Annotated in this window: 17 protein-coding genes; 6 read left to right on the plus strand and 11 right to left on the minus strand. The window is 63.3% G+C overall.

Annotated elements, in window-relative coordinates:
- The first annotated feature begins 144 nt into the window (after nucleotides 1-144).
- Nucleotides 145-705 carry a sigma-70 family RNA polymerase sigma factor gene (locus JQ628_RS11755; protein ID WP_212222697.1) on the plus strand — a complete coding sequence of 187 codons (561 nt, stop codon included), beginning with the start codon at nucleotides 145-147 and terminating at the stop codon, nucleotides 703-705.
- Nucleotides 702-1,460 carry an anti-sigma factor family protein gene (locus tag JQ628_RS11760; protein WP_212222698.1) on the plus strand — a complete coding sequence of 253 codons (759 nt, stop codon included), beginning with the start codon at nucleotides 702-704 and terminating at the stop codon, nucleotides 1,458-1,460. Before JQ628_RS11755 ends, JQ628_RS11760 begins: the two co-directional genes overlap by 4 nt.
- Before the next feature lie 55 nt (nucleotides 1,461-1,515).
- Here the strand turns inward: JQ628_RS11760 and JQ628_RS11765 are convergent, their stop codons facing one another.
- From JQ628_RS11765 to hpnO, 3 genes are all read right to left on the minus strand, one after another.
- On the minus strand, nucleotides 1,516-1,758 hold the full coding sequence (locus JQ628_RS11765; protein ID WP_212222699.1) for a hypothetical protein: 243 nt from the start codon (nucleotides 1,756-1,758) through the stop codon (nucleotides 1,516-1,518).
- 202 nt (nucleotides 1,759-1,960) lie between these two features.
- Nucleotides 1,961-2,365 carry a GFA family protein gene (locus JQ628_RS11770; protein WP_212222700.1) on the minus strand — a complete coding sequence of 135 codons (405 nt, stop codon included), beginning with the start codon at nucleotides 2,363-2,365 and terminating at the stop codon, nucleotides 1,961-1,963.
- 127 nt (nucleotides 2,366-2,492) lie between these two features.
- Entirely contained in the window at nucleotides 2,493-3,884 is a 1,392-nt protein-coding gene (gene hpnO, locus JQ628_RS11775) for an aminobacteriohopanetriol synthase HpnO (protein ID WP_212222701.1), read from the minus strand.
- Nucleotides 3,885-3,989: 105 nt separating this feature from the next.
- Here hpnO and JQ628_RS11780 point away from each other — a divergent pair, with 105 nt between their 5' ends.
- Nucleotides 3,990-4,643 (plus strand): DUF2147 domain-containing protein, encoded by a 654-nt coding sequence (locus JQ628_RS11780; RefSeq protein WP_212222702.1) that lies wholly within the window; start codon nucleotides 3,990-3,992, stop codon nucleotides 4,641-4,643.
- Here JQ628_RS11780 and JQ628_RS11785 read toward each other — a convergent pair.
- Nucleotides 4,611-7,199 carry an MMPL family transporter gene (locus JQ628_RS11785; protein ID WP_212222703.1) on the minus strand — a complete coding sequence of 863 codons (2,589 nt, stop codon included), beginning with the start codon at nucleotides 7,197-7,199 and terminating at the stop codon, nucleotides 4,611-4,613. The two genes, JQ628_RS11780 and JQ628_RS11785, sit on opposite strands and share 33 nt — an antisense overlap.
- A 436-nt stretch (nucleotides 7,200-7,635) precedes the next feature.
- On the opposite strand from JQ628_RS11785, the gene ispH reads away from it, so the two are divergent.
- Together ispH and hpnH are read left to right on the plus strand one after the other, a co-directional pair.
- Nucleotides 7,636-8,562, plus strand: a complete 927-nt coding sequence (ispH, locus tag JQ628_RS11790; protein ID WP_212222704.1) for a 4-hydroxy-3-methylbut-2-enyl diphosphate reductase — start codon at nucleotides 7,636-7,638, stop codon at nucleotides 8,560-8,562.
- 57 nt (nucleotides 8,563-8,619) lie between these two features.
- Entirely contained in the window at nucleotides 8,620-9,792 is a 1,173-nt protein-coding gene (hpnH, locus tag JQ628_RS11795; protein WP_212222705.1) for an adenosyl-hopene transferase HpnH, read from the plus strand.
- A 113-nt stretch (nucleotides 9,793-9,905) separates the two neighbouring features.
- Here the strand turns inward: hpnH and JQ628_RS11800 are convergent, their stop codons facing one another.
- From JQ628_RS11800 to JQ628_RS11825, 6 genes are all read right to left on the minus strand, one after another.
- Complete coding sequence (locus tag JQ628_RS11800; protein WP_433996127.1) at nucleotides 9,906-10,652, minus strand: phosphorylase; 747 nt, start codon at nucleotides 10,650-10,652, stop codon at nucleotides 9,906-9,908.
- On the minus strand, nucleotides 10,649-12,610 hold the full coding sequence (shc, locus tag JQ628_RS11805) for a squalene--hopene cyclase (RefSeq protein WP_212222757.1): 1,962 nt from the start codon (nucleotides 12,608-12,610) through the stop codon (nucleotides 10,649-10,651). The genes JQ628_RS11800 and shc overlap by 4 nt, the downstream gene beginning before the upstream one ends.
- Before the next feature lie 56 nt (nucleotides 12,611-12,666).
- Entirely contained in the window at nucleotides 12,667-13,920 is a 1,254-nt protein-coding gene (hpnE, locus tag JQ628_RS11810) for a hydroxysqualene dehydroxylase HpnE (protein WP_212222706.1), read from the minus strand.
- A complete protein-coding gene (hpnD, locus tag JQ628_RS11815; protein ID WP_212222707.1) occupies nucleotides 13,920-14,756 on the minus strand; it encodes a presqualene diphosphate synthase HpnD in 837 nt (278 codons plus the stop codon). The genes hpnE and hpnD overlap by 1 nt, the downstream gene beginning before the upstream one ends.
- Nucleotides 14,753-15,631, minus strand: coding sequence for a squalene synthase HpnC (gene hpnC, locus JQ628_RS11820; RefSeq protein ID WP_212222708.1), 879 nt, complete (start codon nucleotides 15,629-15,631; stop codon nucleotides 14,753-14,755). The genes hpnD and hpnC overlap by 4 nt, the downstream gene beginning before the upstream one ends.
- Nucleotides 15,632-15,776: 145 nt before the next feature.
- Complete coding sequence (locus JQ628_RS11825) at nucleotides 15,777-16,016, minus strand: hypothetical protein (RefSeq protein ID WP_212222709.1); 240 nt, start codon at nucleotides 16,014-16,016, stop codon at nucleotides 15,777-15,779.
- Nucleotides 16,017-16,388: 372 nt separating this feature from the next.
- Between JQ628_RS11825 and JQ628_RS11830 the strand changes: the two genes are divergently transcribed.
- Nucleotides 16,389-16,892, plus strand: coding sequence for a hypothetical protein (locus tag JQ628_RS11830; protein ID WP_212222710.1), 504 nt, complete (start codon nucleotides 16,389-16,391; stop codon nucleotides 16,890-16,892).
- Nucleotides 16,893-16,964: 72 nt separating this feature from the next.
- On the opposite strand, the gene JQ628_RS11835 is transcribed toward JQ628_RS11830, so the two are convergent.
- Nucleotides 16,965-19,340: an efflux RND transporter permease subunit gene (locus JQ628_RS11835; protein ID WP_212222711.1), complete on the minus strand. Its 2,376-nt coding sequence runs from the start codon at nucleotides 19,338-19,340 to the stop codon at nucleotides 16,965-16,967.
- Between the last annotated feature and the right edge of the window lie 20 nt (nucleotides 19,341-19,360).

Genomic DNA, 19,360 nt, shown 5'->3' on the forward strand with positions numbered 1-19,360 from the left:
GTCCCCGCAAGCCCGATGGGCGAGGAGCGGCTACCGGATCGATCGCAGTTGAGTAACGCAGCAAACCAAGGCATCACAGCCCTGCCTGCCCTGTGGCCTGCCACCGGGCGGGCGCAGCCATCCGCGAGCGTCGGGCCGAAGGCGATGCCGGTCAAAATTGTCGATGACGATCCCGAAAAGTCGCGGCGATTTCGCGAGCTTGCGCTGCCGCATCTCGACGACGTCTACACGCTGGCGCGGTACCTGTTGCGCGATCCGGCGGACGCCGACGATGCGGTGCAGGAATGCTATCTGCGCGCGCTGAAGCATTTTCACACCTATCGGGGACCGGCGATCAAGCCGTGGCTGTTCGCCATCCTGCGCAATGTCTGCCACGCCGAATATGCGCGGCGCGCCAGCGCACCGGCTGCCGCCGGCGACGAATTGCCCGAGAGCGCCGAGCAGACGCCGATGTGGCATGAAGAGCAGGAAACGCCGGAAGCTGCGATCGTGAAACGGCACGACGCCGGCACGATCCGGCGGCTGATCGACACGCTTGCCGAACCGTTCCGCGAGACTTTTGTCCTGCGCGAGATCGAGGACCTTTCATACCGCGAGATCGCGGATGTTGCCGAGGTGCCCGTGGGCACCGTGATGTCGCGCCTCGCGCGCGCCCGCGCCATGCTCCGGTCGGCATGGCTTGCGGAACAGGAGCCGAAGAAATGACCTGCGACGAGGCTGAAATCCTGCTGCATGCGCTGATCGACGGCGAGCTCGATGCCGGGCACGCCCGCGAGGTCGAAGCGCATCTGGCCTCGTGCGCCAAATGCGCTGCCGCCGCGCGCGACTATCGCGAGATGAAGAAGGCGCTTGCGCAAGGCGGCCTGCGCTACACCGCCCCGCCCGAACTGCGCCGCCGCATCGAGGCTTCGTTGCCGCAGGCCGTGCCGACCCGCCGCGCGCTGTTGAAGGGATTTGCCATGGGCTCGGCCGTCTCGGCGATCGCGGCAACCGGGCTGGTCGCGATCGTGCTGCGCAGCGACGACGAGGCGCGCATGCAGGCGGACGTGGTGTCGGCGCATCTGCGCTCGCTACAGGCCGGTCATCTGACGGACGTCGTCTCGACCGATCAGCACACCGTAAAGCCGTGGTTCAATGGCAGGCTGGATGTTTCACCGCCGGTGATCGATCTCACCGCGCAGGGTTTTGCGCTGATCGGCGGCCGACTCGACTATATCGGCACCCGCCCGGTCGGCGCGGTGATCTATCGCCGCCGCCAGCACGTGATCAACCTGTTCGTGGCGAAGGCGTCGAATGCAGAGCGTCGCGCGGCAAAAATGACAACGTTGCAGGGATACAATGTCCGCCAATGGTCGGACCGCGGTCTCAGCTATTGGGCGGTCAGCGATCTCGGCGCCGATGAGCTCGCCGCTTTTGGCGAGAAGTTCGAGTCGGCGACGCAAGCGAGCAAGGAAGGATAGAACGTGCAGGACGGATTGTCCGTCCTGCACCGTATCGCATTAGTGTGCGCTCTCCCTACCGCGCGGTGCGATGGTGGCGCGGGCGGCGCTGCACCTGCGGAGCCGGCGCTAGCTCGTTGTAATAGGCATTGGCGGAATCGAACGCGCGATAGCCGCCGCGGCCACCGCTCAGCACGTCGGCATTGGGATGATTGAAGGCGGCAAGGCCGGGCTCCTGTACCGCAGCCTGCGCGAACAGCGGAGTTGTCATCACAGCCAACAAGAGAGCGGCCAGAATGGTCGGGATGGAGTTTGTCATGATGAGTATCCTCTAAATGCGTGGACCTCACCCATGTGGTTACGCTGCTGCGAATGCCGCTCTCGTTTCACGCTCATTTGAGCAACGGCACAAACCGCACGTGCGCCGGCAAATACCAGGACAATTTGATCGATCGATGCACCGCCGACAGGACAAACTTGCTACGATCCTGTGCGGCGACATCGCCCTTCCATAGGCGCGCTCATCCTTGCGGCGGGAATCGGTCGAACGTCGGCAATTCGTGTGCACGCTCCACCCAGCGCAGCCGTTCTGCGACCTGGACATGCACCGCGACGGGCACGGCATCGGGATCGTCATACGTCCCGCTTTGAATATCGATGATGCCGGGCAATATGCTCGCATTCTTGTAAAACAGGCCCGAGCCGCAATTGGCGCAGAAGTACCGCCGTCCATGCTCCGAGGACTCGTAGACCTTGGGCTCTCCCTTGATCACGTTGACCGCGTTCTCGGGATACATCGACCAGGCCACCATCGGCGCGCCGGCGTGACGCCGGCAATCGCTGCAATGACACGCTGCATGAACGATGAGTTCGCCTTCGACCTGGTAGCGGATCGCGCCGCAATGGCAGCCGCCGGTGATTTGCATGGCTCTTCTCCTGCGTGAGGCAAGGCACGAGGTGCGATTAGCGGCCGCATGCAAACGAACTCAACGGGCGAATCGTCACAGACGGGAATCGCGTCTTGCAGGAGATACGTAACGGGCGGTTGCGGCGTTACGCCGACTTGCGCACGGCGTTGTCGACCAGCGTCTTGCCGAGCGACCAGATCGCGCCGGGAACCTTGTGGCTCGCCGCAATCACGTCGTCGAAGGATTTTTCGATCCAGGCGCAGTCTTCGTCCGTCACCGTCAGCGGCGGCAACAGCTTGATGGTGTGGCTGCCGTGGCCGGCGACCTGCGTCAGGATCTTGTGGTCCTTGAACAGCGGCACGGTGATGAGCTGGCAGAACAGGCCCTTGTTGGCGGTCTCGAGCAGGTTCCACGACGCCTTCAGCCGCAGCGATTTCGGCGGGCCGAACTCGACGCCGATCATCAGCCCCTTGCCGCGCACCTCTTTCATCAGCTCGTAGCCGGGGATCATCCGGGTCAGCGCCATCTTGAGTTCGGCGCCGCGCCTTGCCGAAGCCTCGACCAGCTTTTCGGCCTTGACCACGTCGAGCGTTGCGATGCCGGCCGCCATTGCCAGATCGTTCTTGCCGAAGGTCGAGCCGTGCACGACCGCGCGGTCCATCTGGTTGAAGATCTTGTCGAAGATATTCTTGCGCGTCAGCAACGCGCCAATCGGCACGTGTCCGCCGGAGAGCGCCTTCGCCAGCAGCACCATGTCGGGCTCGACATTCCAGTGTTCGACCGCCAGAAATTTTCCGGTGCGGCCGATGCCGGTCTGAATCTCGTCGGCGATGAACAGCGTACCGTATTTGCGGCATAGCGCCGCCGCGCCGGGCAGAAATTCGTCGGAGGGCACGTTGACGCCCTTGCCCTGGATCGGCTCGACGATGAAGGCCGCAACCTCGCGCGACGACAGCGCCTTCTCGAGCGCCGCAAGGTCGTTGAACGGAATCGGCGTGCAACCGGGCAGCAGCGGCTCGAAGCCCGAGCGGAAATTCGGATCGTCGGTCAGCGACAGCGCGCCATAGGACAGGCCGTGGAACGAATGGGCGCAGTGCACGATGCCCGGCCGCCCCGTTGCACCGCGTGCGAACTTGATAGCCGCCTCGACGGTCTCGGCACCGGAATTGGCAAAGAACGCCTTGTCCAGATATGGGACATGTTCCATCAGGCGTTCGGCAAGGACTCCTGCAAGTGTGGAGACATCGAGTTGCACGAGATTCGGCAGATCGGCATCGAGCACGCTCTTGAGCGCATGGCGCAGCGCGGGATGATTCCGGCCAATCGCAAAAACGCCAAATCCGCTCAGTAGATCGAGATAACGCACCCCGTCACGGTCGTAGAGGTACTGGCCTTGTCCTTTCTGGAATCCGACGTCGTAGCCGATCGTCTTGAGGACCCGGACGAGTTGCTCGTTGAGGTGACGCGCATGCATGGAACTGCGCTGCGCCTGCCGCTCCACAAACAGTTCGGAAACGTCTAAATTCGGACCCTGCATTCGCTACATACGTCGGTTGATAGCCATTTCGTCAACTGAAAATGCTCAATGCGGCGTTTTGACCTCCGCCAGCCCAGCCCCTCCACTTAAGCACAGGTTTGAACCATGTTGTACTGCCTAAGATCAATCACGCGCGCAATTGCCTGCTCGGGTTTCGTTCTTGCCGCCGGCCAGGCCATGGCGGCGGACCCGACCGGCGACTGGCGTGTCGCTGACGGCGTCGCCAACATCCGCGTCGCCCAATGTAACGGCAGCATGTGGGGTGCGGTGTCCTGGGAAAAAATTCCAGGCGGGCGCGACTCGAATAATCCGGACCCGGCAAAGCAAAGCCGGCCGACGCTCGGCATGCCGACCCTGATCAACATGAAGAAGAAGCCCGGCGTCGATCAGTGGGAAGGTCAGGTCTACAACGCCAAGGATGGCCAGACCTACAGCGCGAGCATCAAGCCCGTCGGCAACGATCAGATGGAAATCCAGGGTTGCGTGCTGGGATTCTTGTGCGGCGGTGAAACCTGGACGCGCGTCGGGCCGCCGATCCCGTCGAGCCCCGTCAACAGCATGGCCAAAGGAACTGGAGGAACCAAGGGCGCGGCCACGGCGCCGGCACCGCAGGCGCAGCCTGCTCCGCCCAAGACAACGGGTTCAACGGCCCCCGCTCCTGCCCCTGCGCCGAAGGCACCGGGCCAGAAGCAGGCATCCGCTCAAGCCGATATTGGCGACATCTGCCTACTCCGCGATATCGCGCGGTTTACCCATTAGCGCCGGCTGGAACAGCAGCACCGCCGCCAGCGTCACGACGAACGACATCGCGAGCAGCTTGCCCATGCTCGCGGTGCCGGGATGGCTGGACAGCCAAAGGCTGCCGAACGCCGTTGCCGTCGTCAGCGCGCTGTAGAAGATCGCGCGCGTCAGGCTGGACTGCAAGAGATCGGTGCGGCCGGAGCGCCAGGCCACGACATAGTAGATCTTGAACGCGACGCCGATGCCGAGCAGCAGCGGCAGCGCGACGATGTTGGCAAAATTCAGCGGCAGTCCGATCAGCACGCAGATTTCCATCGTCACCGCGCCGGCCACCAATAGCGGCACCATCGTCATCAGGACGTCGGAGAAACGCCGCAGCGTGAGCCAGAGCAGTCCGCTGATCACCAGCAGCGCCCAGATGCCGGCATGGATGAAGGCGCGCACGACGGTATCGCCCGATTTCAGAATCGACACCGGCCCGCCGATCGCGGTCGGTTCGGCCGTCAGCACCGCATCGGCAAACCGGCGCAGGTTGTCGTTGTCGTTGGGATCGCCCTTCGGCAGGACCTCGACACGAATCAAGCCGTCCTTGGCCCTCCAGCTATTGACGATCTCCGGAGGAAGATTGGCCAGGGTGACCGGCTGCGCCGACATCAGGGCCTTGAGGCCATCCAGCGTCATCTTCAGCGGCGCGATGAATACGTCCTGCGCCTTGTTGCGCGTTGCCTCGTCGCCGTCCGCAAGCTTCTGCAAGGCATCGGCGAGCCGGCGCGAAGCCACCGCACCCGGTCCCTTGCCGTCGCCGGCCGCCCTGCGCAGGCTATCCACCGAACTCTTCAGCGACTCGACGTTTTCCGTATCCGACGGCGCGGCGTCGACCGATTCCGGATTGATCACCGGCAGCAGCACCTTCGCCGCCTTCTCGATCAGCTTGAGCTTGGCGGGCTGATCCTGCGGCACGAAGCTGTCGAGCGAGCGCACGCTGGCCACTTCGGGCAATTTTTCCAGTCTCGCCTCGATCTTCCTGGCGTCGTCTTCCGACTTCGTCAGGACGTTGATGGCATTGGCGCCGGTGTTGGGATCCTTGCGCAGGTCGAGGAAGGTCGCGATCGACTCCACGTTGGGATTGCGCAGGTTGATCGGGTTGAAGTCGAACTTCATGTAATAAAGCAGCGGCAACCCGCCGATCACGAGCAGCAGGGTGCCGACAATGATCGGAATGCGATGCCTCTCGAGGAAGTGGTCGACCGGCGCGAGGAAGGCGTAGCCGACCGGCTCGCTTTCGCCCGGCGGATTGAGCAGCTTGAGCAGCGCCGGCAGCGCGGTGATGCTGGAGATGAAGGCGAACAGCATGCCGGCGCCGGCGATCTTGCCGAGTTCGGCGATGCCCTTGTAGTCGGTCGGGATGAAGCAGAGGAAGCCGGCCGCGGTCGCCATCGCTGCGAGCGAGAGCGGCACCGCCGAGCGCCGCGCCGCTTCCGCCAGCGCTTCGGAGAGATTGTCGTTCTTGAAGCGCTCCGAGCGATAGCGCACGCTGAACTGGATGCCGAAGTCGACGCCGAGACCAACGAACAGCACCGCAAACGCGATCGACAGCAGATTCAGCGAGCCGACCATCCACAGGCCGACGGCGGTGGTGATCGCAAGCCCGATGAACAGGTTCACGAAAACGGCGAAGATGATCTTTGCCGAATGCAGCGCCATCCAGAGGATGAGAAGCACGATCAGTACTGTGACGACGCCGTTGAGGATGGCGCCCTCCTGAACCGTTGCATATTCTTCGTTGGCGATCGGAACCGGACCCGTCAGCCGTACACGCGCGCCATACACGCTGGCGAGCTTCAGGTCGGCTGCGGCTTTGCGGATCGCATCGGTGGCATCCTTGCCGGGCTCCAATGCCTGATAGTCGATGATCGGCTTGAACTCGATGAAGGAACGCCTGTCGGCGTCTGTCAGCGGCTTGTCGCTGACGAGTTCGCGCCAGGAGAAATGCGCATCCTTCTTGTTGAGCACGGCCTCGACGGTTTGCGAGATGTAGTCGAACGGACGGGCGGCATTGTCGAGCTTGACCTGGCCGCGCTTGACGCCGGCAAGCCCCGTCTCCAACGCGCCGGTAAGACCGCGGATGCTGGGATCGCCGGCCATGATCTCGATCAGCGGTGCTGCCGACTCGAGCTGGGCCGTGGTCTTCGCGACCTCCTCGGTCGGCAGGAACAACAGACCATTACGCGCAAAGAACTCGCCGGAGCCGAGCGGCTGCACCGATTCAAAATTCTGGGTGTCGCCCTTGAGCTTGTCGGCCAGCGCATTGGCCGCGCTGCCGGCCAGTTCGGGAGTGGGCGCCTCCACCACCGCCAGAATCAGTTTCTCACGATCGAAGGCCTGCTCGAACTGGATGTCGCGTTGGCGCCAGTCGAGCTCCGGCGAAATCAGCTTGTTGATGTCGGTGTTGATGGCGAAATGCCGAGCGGCATAGATGCTCGAGGCGACCGACAAGACGAGCGAAAGGATCAGGACAAGAGGAGCGAAGCGCGTACAAGCCTTGACGATCGATACGACAATATTTGTCAGCACAACGTTTCTTTCCGATTTGGCGAGCTTGCAAAAACGCCCGCTGTCTAGCGGAGTTCCACCTGCCGATCTAATGCTTGTTTCGGCTGTGTTCCCTGGAAAACCATGGAAAGTGTCGAAACACGCCGATCAGCGCCGCCGGTTGATATAGCCCGGATCGGTGGGCGGGAAAGTGACGAACAAGTGAGGCTCGACGCTTCATTTGCTTACTATAATACCTTTCATGATCAGGTATTAACGATCGCACTGCGATCTGCCTTTCCCGACAGCAGTTTTTTTGAGACAAAGCCCGGTGGTTCCAGGTGCGCGGGACAAGGCATAGGGCGCGGAACCGGCATGGTGCGGATATTGCAGCTTCCGGCTCAAGGATTAGTTCCTTGAGTTCGGCGGCGTGCGGCGTCGAAAAGGAATGTGGTGCAACGTGCGTAACGGACGTCCCATGGAAGTGTATCTTGCGCAGCCGCGCGGCTTTTGCGCCGGCGTGGTGCGCGCCATCGAGATCGTCGAGCGCGCGCTCGAGAAATACGGCCCGCCCGTCTATGTCAGGCACGAGATCGTGCACAACAAATACGTGGTCGAGAGCCTGAAGGCCAAGGGCGCGATCTTCGTCGAGGACCTCTCCGAGGTTCCGCCGCGCTCGGTGACCGTGTTCAGCGCCCATGGCGTGGCCCGCAGCGTCGAGGAAGAGGCCGCCGCGCGCGATCTTCCCGTCCTCAATGCCACCTGCCCGCTGGTCACCAAGGTCCATAACCAGGGCAAGCGCTACATGGCCAAGGGCCGGGCGCTGATCCTGATCGGCCATGCCGGCCACCCCGAGGTCGAGGGAACCATGGGCCAGGTTCCAGGGCCCGTGACTCTGGTCCAGAATGTCGACGACGTGGCCGCCCTGACCCTGCCCGCCGACACGCCGGTGGCCTACATCACCCAGACCACCCTCTCCGTGGACGACACAAAAGACATAATTTCGGCCCTTCAGGCGCGTTTTACAGATATTCAAGGCCCTGACATCCGCGATATCTGCTATGCGACACAGAACCGCCAATCTGCGGTAAGGGACCTGAGCAAACTGGTGGATGTCATCCTGGTGGTGGGGGCCGCCAATAGTTCCAATTCCAACCGGCTGCGCGAAATCGGCACCGAGGTCGGGGTCGCGAGTTATCTCATCGCTGACGGCAGCGAACTCAATCCGGAATGGCTGAGGGATGCAAAGGCGGTGGGGATCACCGCGGGCGCATCCGCCCCCGAGGTCCTGGTTGACGACGTGATCGAGGCCTTGCGGCGCATCGGACCGGTGACGGTCTCGGTGGTGCCGGGACGGGAAGAAAACATCGAGTTCCGGCTTCCGGCCGAACTGACTGCGAACTGATCCGAACTGGGGCTGATCCAAACTGTCTGTTGCTACAAGTCCAGAAAGAAACTTCGAATGGCAATACCCTTCTTCAAGGAAATGCGTATCGGCGGTTATTTGCTCAAGCAGAAACTGCTTGGCCGCAAACGCTACCCTCTCGTGCTGATGCTGGAACCGTTGTTCCGTTGCAACCTCGCCTGCGTCGGCTGCGGCAAGATCGACTATCCCGACGCCATCCTCAACCGTCGCATGAGCGCGCAGGAATGCTGGGACGCGGCCGACGAATGCGGCGCGCCGATGGTGGCGATCCCGGGCGGCGAGCCGCTGATCCACAAGGAAATCGGCGAGATCGTGCGCGGCCTCGTGGCGCGCAAGAAGTTCGTCTCGCTCTGCACCAACGCGTTGCTGCTGGAGAAGAAGCTCGATCTGTTCGAGCCTTCCCCTTACCTGTTCTTCTCCGTGCATCTCGACGGCCTGAAGGATCACCACGACAAGGCGGTGTCGCAGAAGGGCGTGTTCGATCGCGCCGTTTCGGCGATCAAGGCGGCCAAAGCGCGCGGCTTCACCGTCAACGTCAACGCCACCATCTTCGACGGCCACCCGGCGGAAGAGATCGCAAAATTCCTCGACTTCACCACCGAGCTCGGCGTCGGCGTGTCGATGTCACCGGGCTATGCCTATGAGCGTGCGCCGGACCAGGAGCACTTCCTCAACCGCACCAAGACCAAAAAGCTGTTCCGCGACGTCTTTGCGCTCGGCAAGGGCAAGAAGTGGAATTTCATGCACTCCGGCGTGTTCCTCGACTTCCTGGCCGGCAACCAGTCGTTCGAATGCACCCCGTGGGGCATGCCCGCGCGCAACATTTTCGGCTGGCAGAAGCCCTGCTACCTGCTCGGCGAAGGCTACACCAAGACCTTCAAGGAGCTGATGGAGACCACCGACTGGGACACTTACGGCACCGGCAAGTACGAAAAGTGCGCCGACTGCATGGCCCATTGCGGCTACGAGCCGACGGCGGCCACCGCGGCCCTGAACAATCCGTTCAAGGCGGCCTGGATCGCCCTGCGCGGCATCCGGACCACGGGTCCGATGGCGCCGGAAATCGATCTCTCGAAGCAGCGCCCGGCACAGTACATCTTCTCCCAGCAGGTGCAGAAGAAGCTGTCGGAGATCCGCCGCGACGAGGCGCTCGCCGCCCAGCAGAAGGCCGAGCAAAAGGCAGCCCAGCAAGCTTCGACGGCCGCCTGACGCGCCGCGCGAGACAAAGACAACGCGAGGAAAGGAAAAAGGCCCGACCATCGGTCGGGCCTTTTTCATGCAATGATTTCCATGCGCCGAGTTCTACGCGATGCGCAGGGCGCTCAGGCGTTCACCGGGACGAGGCTCTCGTCGCCGAGCAGGCCGCGGCAACCGCGCAAGGAACGCAGCGCGCGGTTGAAGTCGAGGCCGGTCGACACCAGCGCACGCAACGTCATCGGATTGCGCGCGACGCCGCGCAGCACCGTGCGCAGATCGATGTCGCCGTTCGGTTTGATCGCGGACTGCGCCAGCGCCGGCAGCGCCCGATGCGCAGGATCGCTGATCACACGCAGCGCCGCGAACGGCAACCCGGCCTCGGCGGCATAGGCGGCGGCGATATGGCTCTCCATATCGACGGCGGCAGCCCCCGTCACCGAGCGCAGCGCGGCTTTGCAGGACCGGCCCGCTACCACCTGCTCGACGCCGGCCAACGCGCCACGGACCACGCGGCGGCGCTTCAGCGCGATGTTGGCGATCACTTCCTCGTCCAGCGAGGAACCCGCCAGCCAGCGTGTATCGCCGGCGGTTACTTCGGTCGCCACCACGACATCGCCGGACTTCAGCGCCGGATCGAGGCCACCGGCCACGCCGAAGCTGATCACGCCTCTGAACGTCGACGAATCGAGCGTCGAGAGCAGATTCCGCAATTGCCTGGGATCACTACTGCTGCAAATGACGATCATACCGGGCCCGGCAGCAATGCGGGCCTCCTGCGGTAGTCCTGTAACAATCAAGACCGGTCGTGAATCGATCGCATGTTCCCCAATCGATCTATCCACGAGCGCGGCCGCGCCCGCCCCCAAAGTCACATCCCGACCCCTACCACCCTGCTGTTGGTGCTTCTCAAATTCCGGTACCGCGCCAGAGCCCAGAGCGGAAAGAATTTCGAGTAGCCATGGTATCGCAAGTAAAACACGCGCGGAAAGCCCGTAGCCGTGTGACGCTGCTCGTCCCACAAACCTTTTTCGGTTTGTGTGCTTTTTAGGTACTCAATACCCCTGATAACTGCGACATTTTGGACCTCTCCAGCAGCCATCAGAGCAAGCAAAGCCCATGCCGTTTGCGAGGCGGTGGACGGGCAGCCCTCGAATCCCCTGTAGTCGAGCCGGTAGCTGACGGCGTCCTCGCCCCAGCCTCCGTCCTTGTTCTGGATCGACTCCAGCCAGTTCACCGCCTTGCGAATCATCGGATCGGCGTGATCGACGCCTGCGGCATTGAGCGCGCACAGCACCGACCAGGTTCCATAGATGTAGTTGAGCCCCCAGCGGCCGTACCAGGAACCCTCCGCGAGCTGGGTGCGGCGAAGGTAGGCAATGCCGTCAGCGACCGCCTTGCTGCTTTGCGCGGTCTCGCCGAGCTGGGCCAGCATCGAGACGCAGCGCGCGGTGACGTCCTCCGTCGGCGGATCGAGCAGCGCGCCGTGATCGGAGAACGGGATGTTGTTGAGGTAGTATTCGAGATTGTTGACGTCGAACGCGGCCCAGCCGCCGTCGCGGCTCTGCATGCCCTCGATCCACTCGCGGCCGCGCGCGATCGCGCCGTCATATTCGCGGCTGCCGGCGTTGCGCTGCTCGCGGTCCATCGCCATGACCACCACGGCGGTGTCGTCGAGATCGGGATAGTGCGCGTTGTTGTACTGGAATGCCCAGCCGCCCGGCCGCGTATTCGGGCGCTTGACCGCCCAGTCGCCCTTGAGGTCGAGCACCTGGAGCGGCTTCAGCCAGTCGAGCCCTTGCTTGGCCTTCGGTACGGCTTTTTCACCGCCCGCTTCCAGCAGCGCGTGACAGGCCAGCGCGGTGTCCCACACCGGCGAGACGCAGGGCTGGCAATAGGCTTCGTGCTCGCCGATCACCAGCAGCTTGTCGATGCCCCGCCGTGTGATCGCGCGCGGCGGAAAATTCTCGTCCTTGCCGAGCGCGTCATACATCATCACGATGTTGGCCATCGGCGGATAGATCGCGCCCATGCCGTCTTCGCCGTTCAGCCGCTCTTCGATGAAGGCCAGCGCAGCATCGATGGCGCGCTTGCGCAGGCTCTTCGGAAACAGCGGTTCGATCACGCGCAGGATGCCGTCGAGCGTGCGGAACAGCGTGAACCAGGCCTGGCTCTGGTGCGGCGCCTTTGCGGTCATGCCGAGCGTTTTCGGATCCTGTACGAACAGCTCGTCGATCCCGACGCCCTTCGGATTCCTCGCGCGCGGCTTCAGTGCGGCCAGCACCATCAGCGGCACCATGGTGGTGCGCGCCCAGTAGGAAATCTTGTTGAGGTGGAATGGCGACCACATCGGCAGCAGCATGATCTCGATCGGCAGCACCGGCACCGCGCGCCAGGTGACGACGCCATAGAGCGCGAGCAGAAAACGCGTGAACACGTTGCTGCCGGCGGCCCCCCCGCGCGAGAGGATCGCCTCGCGCGCCCGCACCATGTGCGGCGCATCGATGGAGTCGCCGATCATCTTCAGCGCGAAATACGCCTTCACACTCGCGCTCATGTCGAACGGGCCGTAATAGACCAGCGGCCAGCCGCCATGGTCCCCCTGTAGCCGCCGCAGATAGTTGGCGATCTTGGCTTCGAGCTCGGCATCGACGGGCTCGGCGAGATAATGGCGCAGCAGGATATATTCCGACGGGATCGTCGCGTCGGCTTCCAGCTCGAACACAAAGTGTCCGTCGGGCTGGCGAAGGCCGAGCAGCGCATCGGTCGCCTTGGCAATGCTCGTCTCGAGCGCAGCGGGGTCGACGCCGGGAGTGGGATTTGAGGAATGCATGTTCACTGACATACCCTGTGTTCGCGCCGGGTTCGATTGCAAACCAGGCTGGGTCTTCAGGCGCCTCGCATGGCCAGAACGAGATCGGCGGCGCGATCGCCCGACCGCACCGATCCCTCGATCGTTGCAGGCAACCCCGTAGCAGTCCAATCGCCCGCAAGGAACAGGTTTTTGTAGGCCGTAACCGGCCCCGGACGCAGCGCATTCTGCTCCGGCGTCGCCTCGAATGTGGCACGGCGCTCACGCACGATCTGCCACGCCGGCAGCTCGCCGGTCACGCCGGCGGCCTTGCAGATGTCGCGCCAGATCGCCTGCGCCAGCTCTTCGCGCGGCATGTCGACGAGACGGTCGCCATTGCTGATGGTGATCGACAGCCGCTGTGGGAATGCGAACAGCCATTCCACGAGCCCGCCGACAACGCCGAGGATCGGCGGCGCATTCGGCGGCGGATCGAAGCGGAAATGCGCGTTCACGATGGCGCGGTACTTCGTCGGCGTCTTGATTCCCGGCAGCAGCGTTGCCGCGCCGCGCGGCGGCACCGCCAGCACCACGGCGTCATCAGGACCGAGCGCGATCTTGTCGGTACCGAAATCGAGCTCGGTGACACGGCCGTCCGAATTCGCGAACGCGCGCAGCTCATGGCTCATGCGCACGCTGGCGCCCCTGCTCTCCAGCAGCTTGACGGCGGGCTCGATCAGCACGTCGGAAAGGCCATCGCGTGCGATCAGCGGGCGGCAGGCTTGCCCGCCCGCGAGCAGCGTTTCCCGCACGATCGCGCCGGCCAGACCCGCCGATCCCTCCGGCGGATCGCAATTGAGCGCGGCAAGCAGCAGCGGCTCCACGAGCCGCTGATACAGCGTGCCCTCGCACGGGATGGTGTCGCCGACCAGCTTGTCCGCACCGGCCCAGACGATCGGCGCGAGCTTCAGGTAGTCGAGCAGCCCGGTATCGGGAACGCGGCGCGATTCGTCGAACACCCAGGTCGGCAGGCGGCTGTCGCCGAGATCGAGCTGCCAGCGCTGGCCCGTCGAGATATCGACGAACGGAAACTGCGCGCGCGCCGGACCCACCAGCCCCGCTTCGGTGCCGATCGCACGGGCATAGTCGCGCACATGATGGTTGCCCGACAGCACCAGATGATTGCCGTTGTCGATGGTCAGATTGGTCGCGGCGTCGAAATAGGAACGGCAGCGGCCACCGGCCTGCTGCGTCGCCTCATGGACATGCACCAGGCAGCCGGCATTGCTCAGCCGCACGGCTGCGGAGAGGCCGGAAACGCCGGCGCCGATGATGTGAACGGTCTTTGGCATCAGATCAGGGCGTAGCGGAAGAGGATGGCGAGTTTCGTGAGTTTTGTCACACGCACCGGTTCGCGCGGGGCGGCAAAACCCCGCGCCAGCAGCAATTCGAGGATCGCGCGATAATATTTTCCCATGATGCGGGGCGCGCGCACGGCGCGGCGCGAATTGCGCGCCATGATCTCGTCGGCCTTGGCAAAATGCTGCCTTGCCCGCTCGGCGATCGGCTTGCAGACTTTCGGCAGCGCCCTGTCCGCAATCACCTTCTGCGGATCGTTGCCGGTGATGCCCGCGAGCAAAAGACCCTCGCGCGGCAGGTACAATCGGCCAAGACCTGCATCCTCGTCGAGGTCGCGCAGAATGTTGGTCAGTTGCAGCGCGCGGCCGAGATGATGCGCAAGCAGAATGCCGTCCTCTTCGGGCAGGCCAAAGACCCGCACCGACAATCGGCCGACCGCGCTCGCCACCCGGTCGCAATACAGATCGAGCGTGGCCATGTCGGGCGCTCGGATATCCTGCGGCACATCCATTTCCATGCCGTCGACGATGGCCAGAAAATCCTCGCGCTTGAGACCGAAGGTCTTCACCGCGCTCACATAGTCCTTCAGCCGCGCGGGCGGACGGCCCTGATAGAGCGCATCGATATCGTCGCGCCATTGCTGGAGCGCAGCCAGCCGCTCCTCGCGCGGACCGTCTGAGTCGGCGATATCGTCGACCTGCCGGCAGAAGCTGTAGATCTGGAACATCGCATCGCGCTGCGCGCGCGGCAGGATACGCATCGCGGCATAGAACGAGCTGCCGGACGCGGTCGATCCGTAATTTGCGTTGGCCGCCGCCTCCGCGCTCATGCCCCCGCCGCCGTTTTCGAGACAGGCTTGCGGCCCGCAGCGCGCCGCGCGATCTCGCCGAAGATGCCGCCGATGCTGTGCCCGAGCAATTCGAGCTTGCCGAGATGCACGCGCTCGCTCAGGGGATCGCGCACCCTGAGCATCGAGACGATCTTGTCGGCGAAGGCCTGGATCACCGAAATCTCGAGGCCGAGCCGGAAATCCCTGACCTCGCCTGCAAGCGACTTGCTTTCGTTCAGCAGCGTTTCGGTGCGCGCTGCCAGCCCATGCAGGCATTGCAGCAATTGCGGAGAGGATTTTGTCGCACCGAGTTGCTCGACCGAGGCGCCGCTCGCGGCGAGCGCATCGCGCGGCAAATAGACGCGGTTGAGATTTTTGTAGTCCTTGGCGCAGTCCTGCAAATGGTTGTTGATCTGTAGCCCGGCGCACAGCGCATCGGATGCCGCCCAAGTCGAGGCGCTCTCGCCGTGGACGTCGAGCATGAAGCGGCCGACCGGCATCGCCGAGTAGCGGCAGTAATGAATCACCTCGTCCCAATTCTCGTAATGCAGCTTGGTCACGTCCATCCGGAATGCGACCAGCACATCGAGCGCGTGGCGCGGCGGCATGGAACGCTCGGCCAGCGCATGGCGCAGCCTGACCGCTTCGGGCTGCGTGTCGCCCTTGCCCAGGAGTTCGGCCTCCAGCAGGTCGAGGATGCGCAGTTTCTCGTCGGGGGGAAGATCGGCGTGATCGGCAATATCGTCGGCGGTGCGGACGAAATTGTAGAACGCAAGAATCAGCGCGCGATGACGCGGATGGATGATCCACGACGCGACCGGAAAGTTCTCGTCACGATGTGTCTTGCCCGATCGCAGGTCGCTCGCTGATGTCATTAACCGGCTACATTCACTGGCTCGGCGCGGGCTTTGGAACAGCCCGCGCGCGCATGGGACGCGCGCCCCATATAGGCGAATACGCGGCCAAAACCAATGCTTTGCAGCAGCCCCCGGCGGCTTCGCCCGGGGGCCAGCGAAAGGCTTATTGCCCGTGGCTCTTCAGCACCTGGTCGCAGGCCGCCGAAATATGCGCGCGGTTCTCCTTGAGGCAGGCGAGAATCACGAAATCGCCCTGGTCGATCACCTTGCGGCAATGGCGCTGGACGTCACGATTGCACGCGGCCTGTTCCTGGGCGGTGCCGGGGCGCCCCTGTATCTGCTGCTGGCCGAAGGCCGCAGTGGTGGACGACAGAAGTGCGAGAGCCAGTACAAACTTGCGCATGTGTTCTTTCATTTCGACGAGAGGGAATCCGGAAAATCCCGAATGACGCTTTGCTGCTGCGGGGTGGATTCGTGGGTGGCGGGTCGCCGCGTATCGCGGCAACGAAGACAGCACAAGCCCGCCAAATGCGGCTAAATTAACGACACCTCAAAATATGCAATAACCATCTGACAAAACACACCAATTCGATTGTTCATTTTATTGAGAGTTGACTGTTGCGAGGCGATGCGGGTGAACGCTAGAAACTCGCCGGACCGGCACCATATGCCGGCGGTGACCGCAATTTGAACCTGACCTTACGCGACAACACTAAATCATCGATGTGGCGAGACGCCGGACTGAAACCGGCGTCGATTTGATGGGAAACCTACCATGAAACTGTTTGGATCCGGCCTGTTTGGCCAGACTGTCACGGCTGCTGGCGTCGGCGCTGCGCTGCTTTTCGCGGTAACCGCCGGCCATGCCCAGTCGAGCGGGCCGTTCGCCGGATTTGACGGAAACTGGAGCGGTACCGGCACGGTTTCGCTTTCGAACGGCACCACCGAAAACATCCGCTGCCGGGCCGATTACAAGGTCAGTGCGAGCGGAATGGGTCTGAAGCAGAACCTGCATTGCGCCAGCGACAGCTACAAGTTCGACCTCTCCAGCGACGTCACCAGCCAGGGCGACCGCATCTCCGGCAACTGGAGCGAAAAGAGCCGCAATATCTTCGGCAATCTTCAGGGCACCGCCGGCGGCGGCCAGATCGACGTCTTCGTCGAGGCGGCCGGATTTGCAGCCAACCTCAACCTGCGCACCAGCGGCAACAAGCAGGTCGTGCTGATCGACTCCAAGGGCGAGATCCGCGGCGTCAAGATCACAATGACGAAGGGCTGAGAATCAGCACTCTCGCGCTGCTCGATTTGAAGAGCCCGTCGCGCACCCGATGCGCGGCGGGCTTTGCTTTTTCTAGAATCCCTCCGCGGGCCTGCCGCGGATCTTTTCCCAGAAGTTGATCAACCACATTGCGGTCGGCCGCAGGATGAAAAGGTCCGCCACCAGCGCTGCGACCATCGAGAAGGCGCTGAGCCAGCCGAACAGCCGCAACGACGGCAGGTCCGAGAACACGGTCACCACCAGGCCGCAGGCCAGCACCACCGTGGTCAGGATCAGCGCAGGGCCGACCAGCACGGTCGCGCGCTCGACCGCGAGTTCGGCGCTGACGCCGGGTTTGCGCTCGAGCCGCAGTCGGTTGAGGAAGTGAATCGTCGCCGACAGGCCAAGGCCGAACGACACCGTCAGCGCCACCACGCTGGCGAATTGCAGCCCCTCCCCGAGCAGCCACAGCACGGTGCCCGACATCACCACCGGGAAGATGCCCGGCAGGATGCAGGAGAACATCACCACCACGGAGCGGAATGCCAGGCCAATGAACACCGCCACCAGCAGGAATTCGATTGTCAGCCCGCGATTGAGCTTGTCGATCATGTTGGCGCTGTTGCGCGCGGCGATCGCCGACAGGCCGGTGACCGCGATGTTGTAGCCCGGATTCTCGGCGCGCACCTTGTCGAGCGACTTGTCGAGCTTGTCGACCACGGGAAGGATTTCGCTGGAATCGAGGTCCGGCACGCGCCCCGACACCACCACCGCATCCTGCTCGGCCGAAATGAAGCGCCGCACCAGATGTTCGGGGATCACGCTGACATATTGCTTGAGCGTCGCCACGTCCGTGCTGCCGGCCTTTTCGGCCAGCCACCGCCGCAGTGTTTCCAGCGACCAGACATTGCCGACGCCGGCCGCCTTCTCCACGGTGGAGTGCACCTCGGCGATCACCTTCAGCGTCTCCGGCGAATAGAGATCGGCGCCCTTGGGGAATTCGATCAGCACGTCGATCGGATTGGCGCCGGTCAGCTTGGCATCGAGCCGTCCGCTCGCCGCCACCGCCTGCCGCTTGTCCGGCACCTGGTCGGCGAGGCGGTAGCGCGGCTCCAGGCTGCCATAGATGATGCCGAGACCGCCAACCACGATCAGTGCGAGCAGGCTGAACAGCCCGGGGCGGCTGACCATGCGCACGGCGATCCAGTAGCAGAAATTGCGCAGCATCTGCACGCCGGCATCCGCCGCCTGGAATTTAACCGCGAAAATCTTTTCGTTGCGCACCAGCAGCACGCCGAACGCCGGCACCAGCGAGAGCACCGCGATCAGCGCGATGATGGTGGCGGCAAGCCCGGCCTCGCCGAATTTCCGGATCAGGTCGGAATCGGAGAATTGCAGCGCGATGAAGGAGATGCCGGCGGTGCCATGCGTTAGCACGCAGGCCGGGCCGACCACCAGCACGGCGTTCTTGAACGCGGTGACCTTGTCCTGCCCCGCGATCAGCCGGTCGCGCGCCGCAAAGGTGAGCTGCATCGAGTCCGAGAAACTGATCACCATGATGAGCGGCGTCATCACGTTGAGGAACATGTTGAGGTTGAAGCCGGTCCAGCCGAGGATTCCGAGCGCCAGCAGGATCGCGATGATCGGCGGAAACGCGGCGATCACCATGAACGATATCTTGCGGAAGAAGATGATCGCGATGATGCAGCCGGCCAGGATGCCGAGGATGTTGTAAGTCAGCCCGTCGCGCTTGACCGCGTTGCGGATTTCGAGCTGCATCACGGGAACGCCGGAGAGCTGCGCGTTCAGCCCGCTGCCGGCAAGATCGGTCGCCATGATCTTGCGCATCTCGCCGACCACCGTCCCCAGCTTGTTGCTGGAGACGACCTCGGGCTCCAGCGACAGCACGATCAGCGCCAGCGTGCCGTCTTCCGACAAGAGCTTGCCGCGGATGATCTCGTTGCTTTTGACCGTTTCGATGAACTTGTCGTAGGCGGCGCCCTCCGGCAGTTCCGATGGGAACAGCGCCGCCGGCAGCTTGCCGGGTTCGGGCGCCTGGCGCGCCGAGAACAGCGACACCAGACCGCGCACGCCCTCGACCAGTTGCAGGTCGGTGACCATGTCGCGCACCTTTTCCAGGTTCTCGCGCGCCAGCAGCGTCTTGCCCTCGACCACGACCAAAACGTCGAACTCGGTCGCCGGAAAACGCTTGGTTACCGCCTCATATTGCTTGAAGTCCTTGGAGTCGGAACGGAAGAGCTGGCTGAGCGAATCGTCGATTTTGATGCGCTCGATGCCGAACACCGCTCCGATCATCAGCGCCAGCAGGATGATGACGGAGATGATCGGCGCCTTGACCGCGATCAGCCCCATCTTCTCGAGGCCGAAGGCGATGCTGGTTCCCTTCTGCGGCTCCTCGATCGCCTCGACGTGGACGTGACTTTCGGAGTCGGAGTTCTTGTCGAGCATGCCCTGTCCGTTTGTTGAAT

Origin of the sequence: Bradyrhizobium lablabi (genome assembly GCF_018129385.1) — a bacterium.
In the GTDB taxonomy this organism is placed as follows: domain Bacteria; phylum Pseudomonadota; class Alphaproteobacteria; order Rhizobiales; family Xanthobacteraceae; genus Bradyrhizobium; species Bradyrhizobium lablabi_C.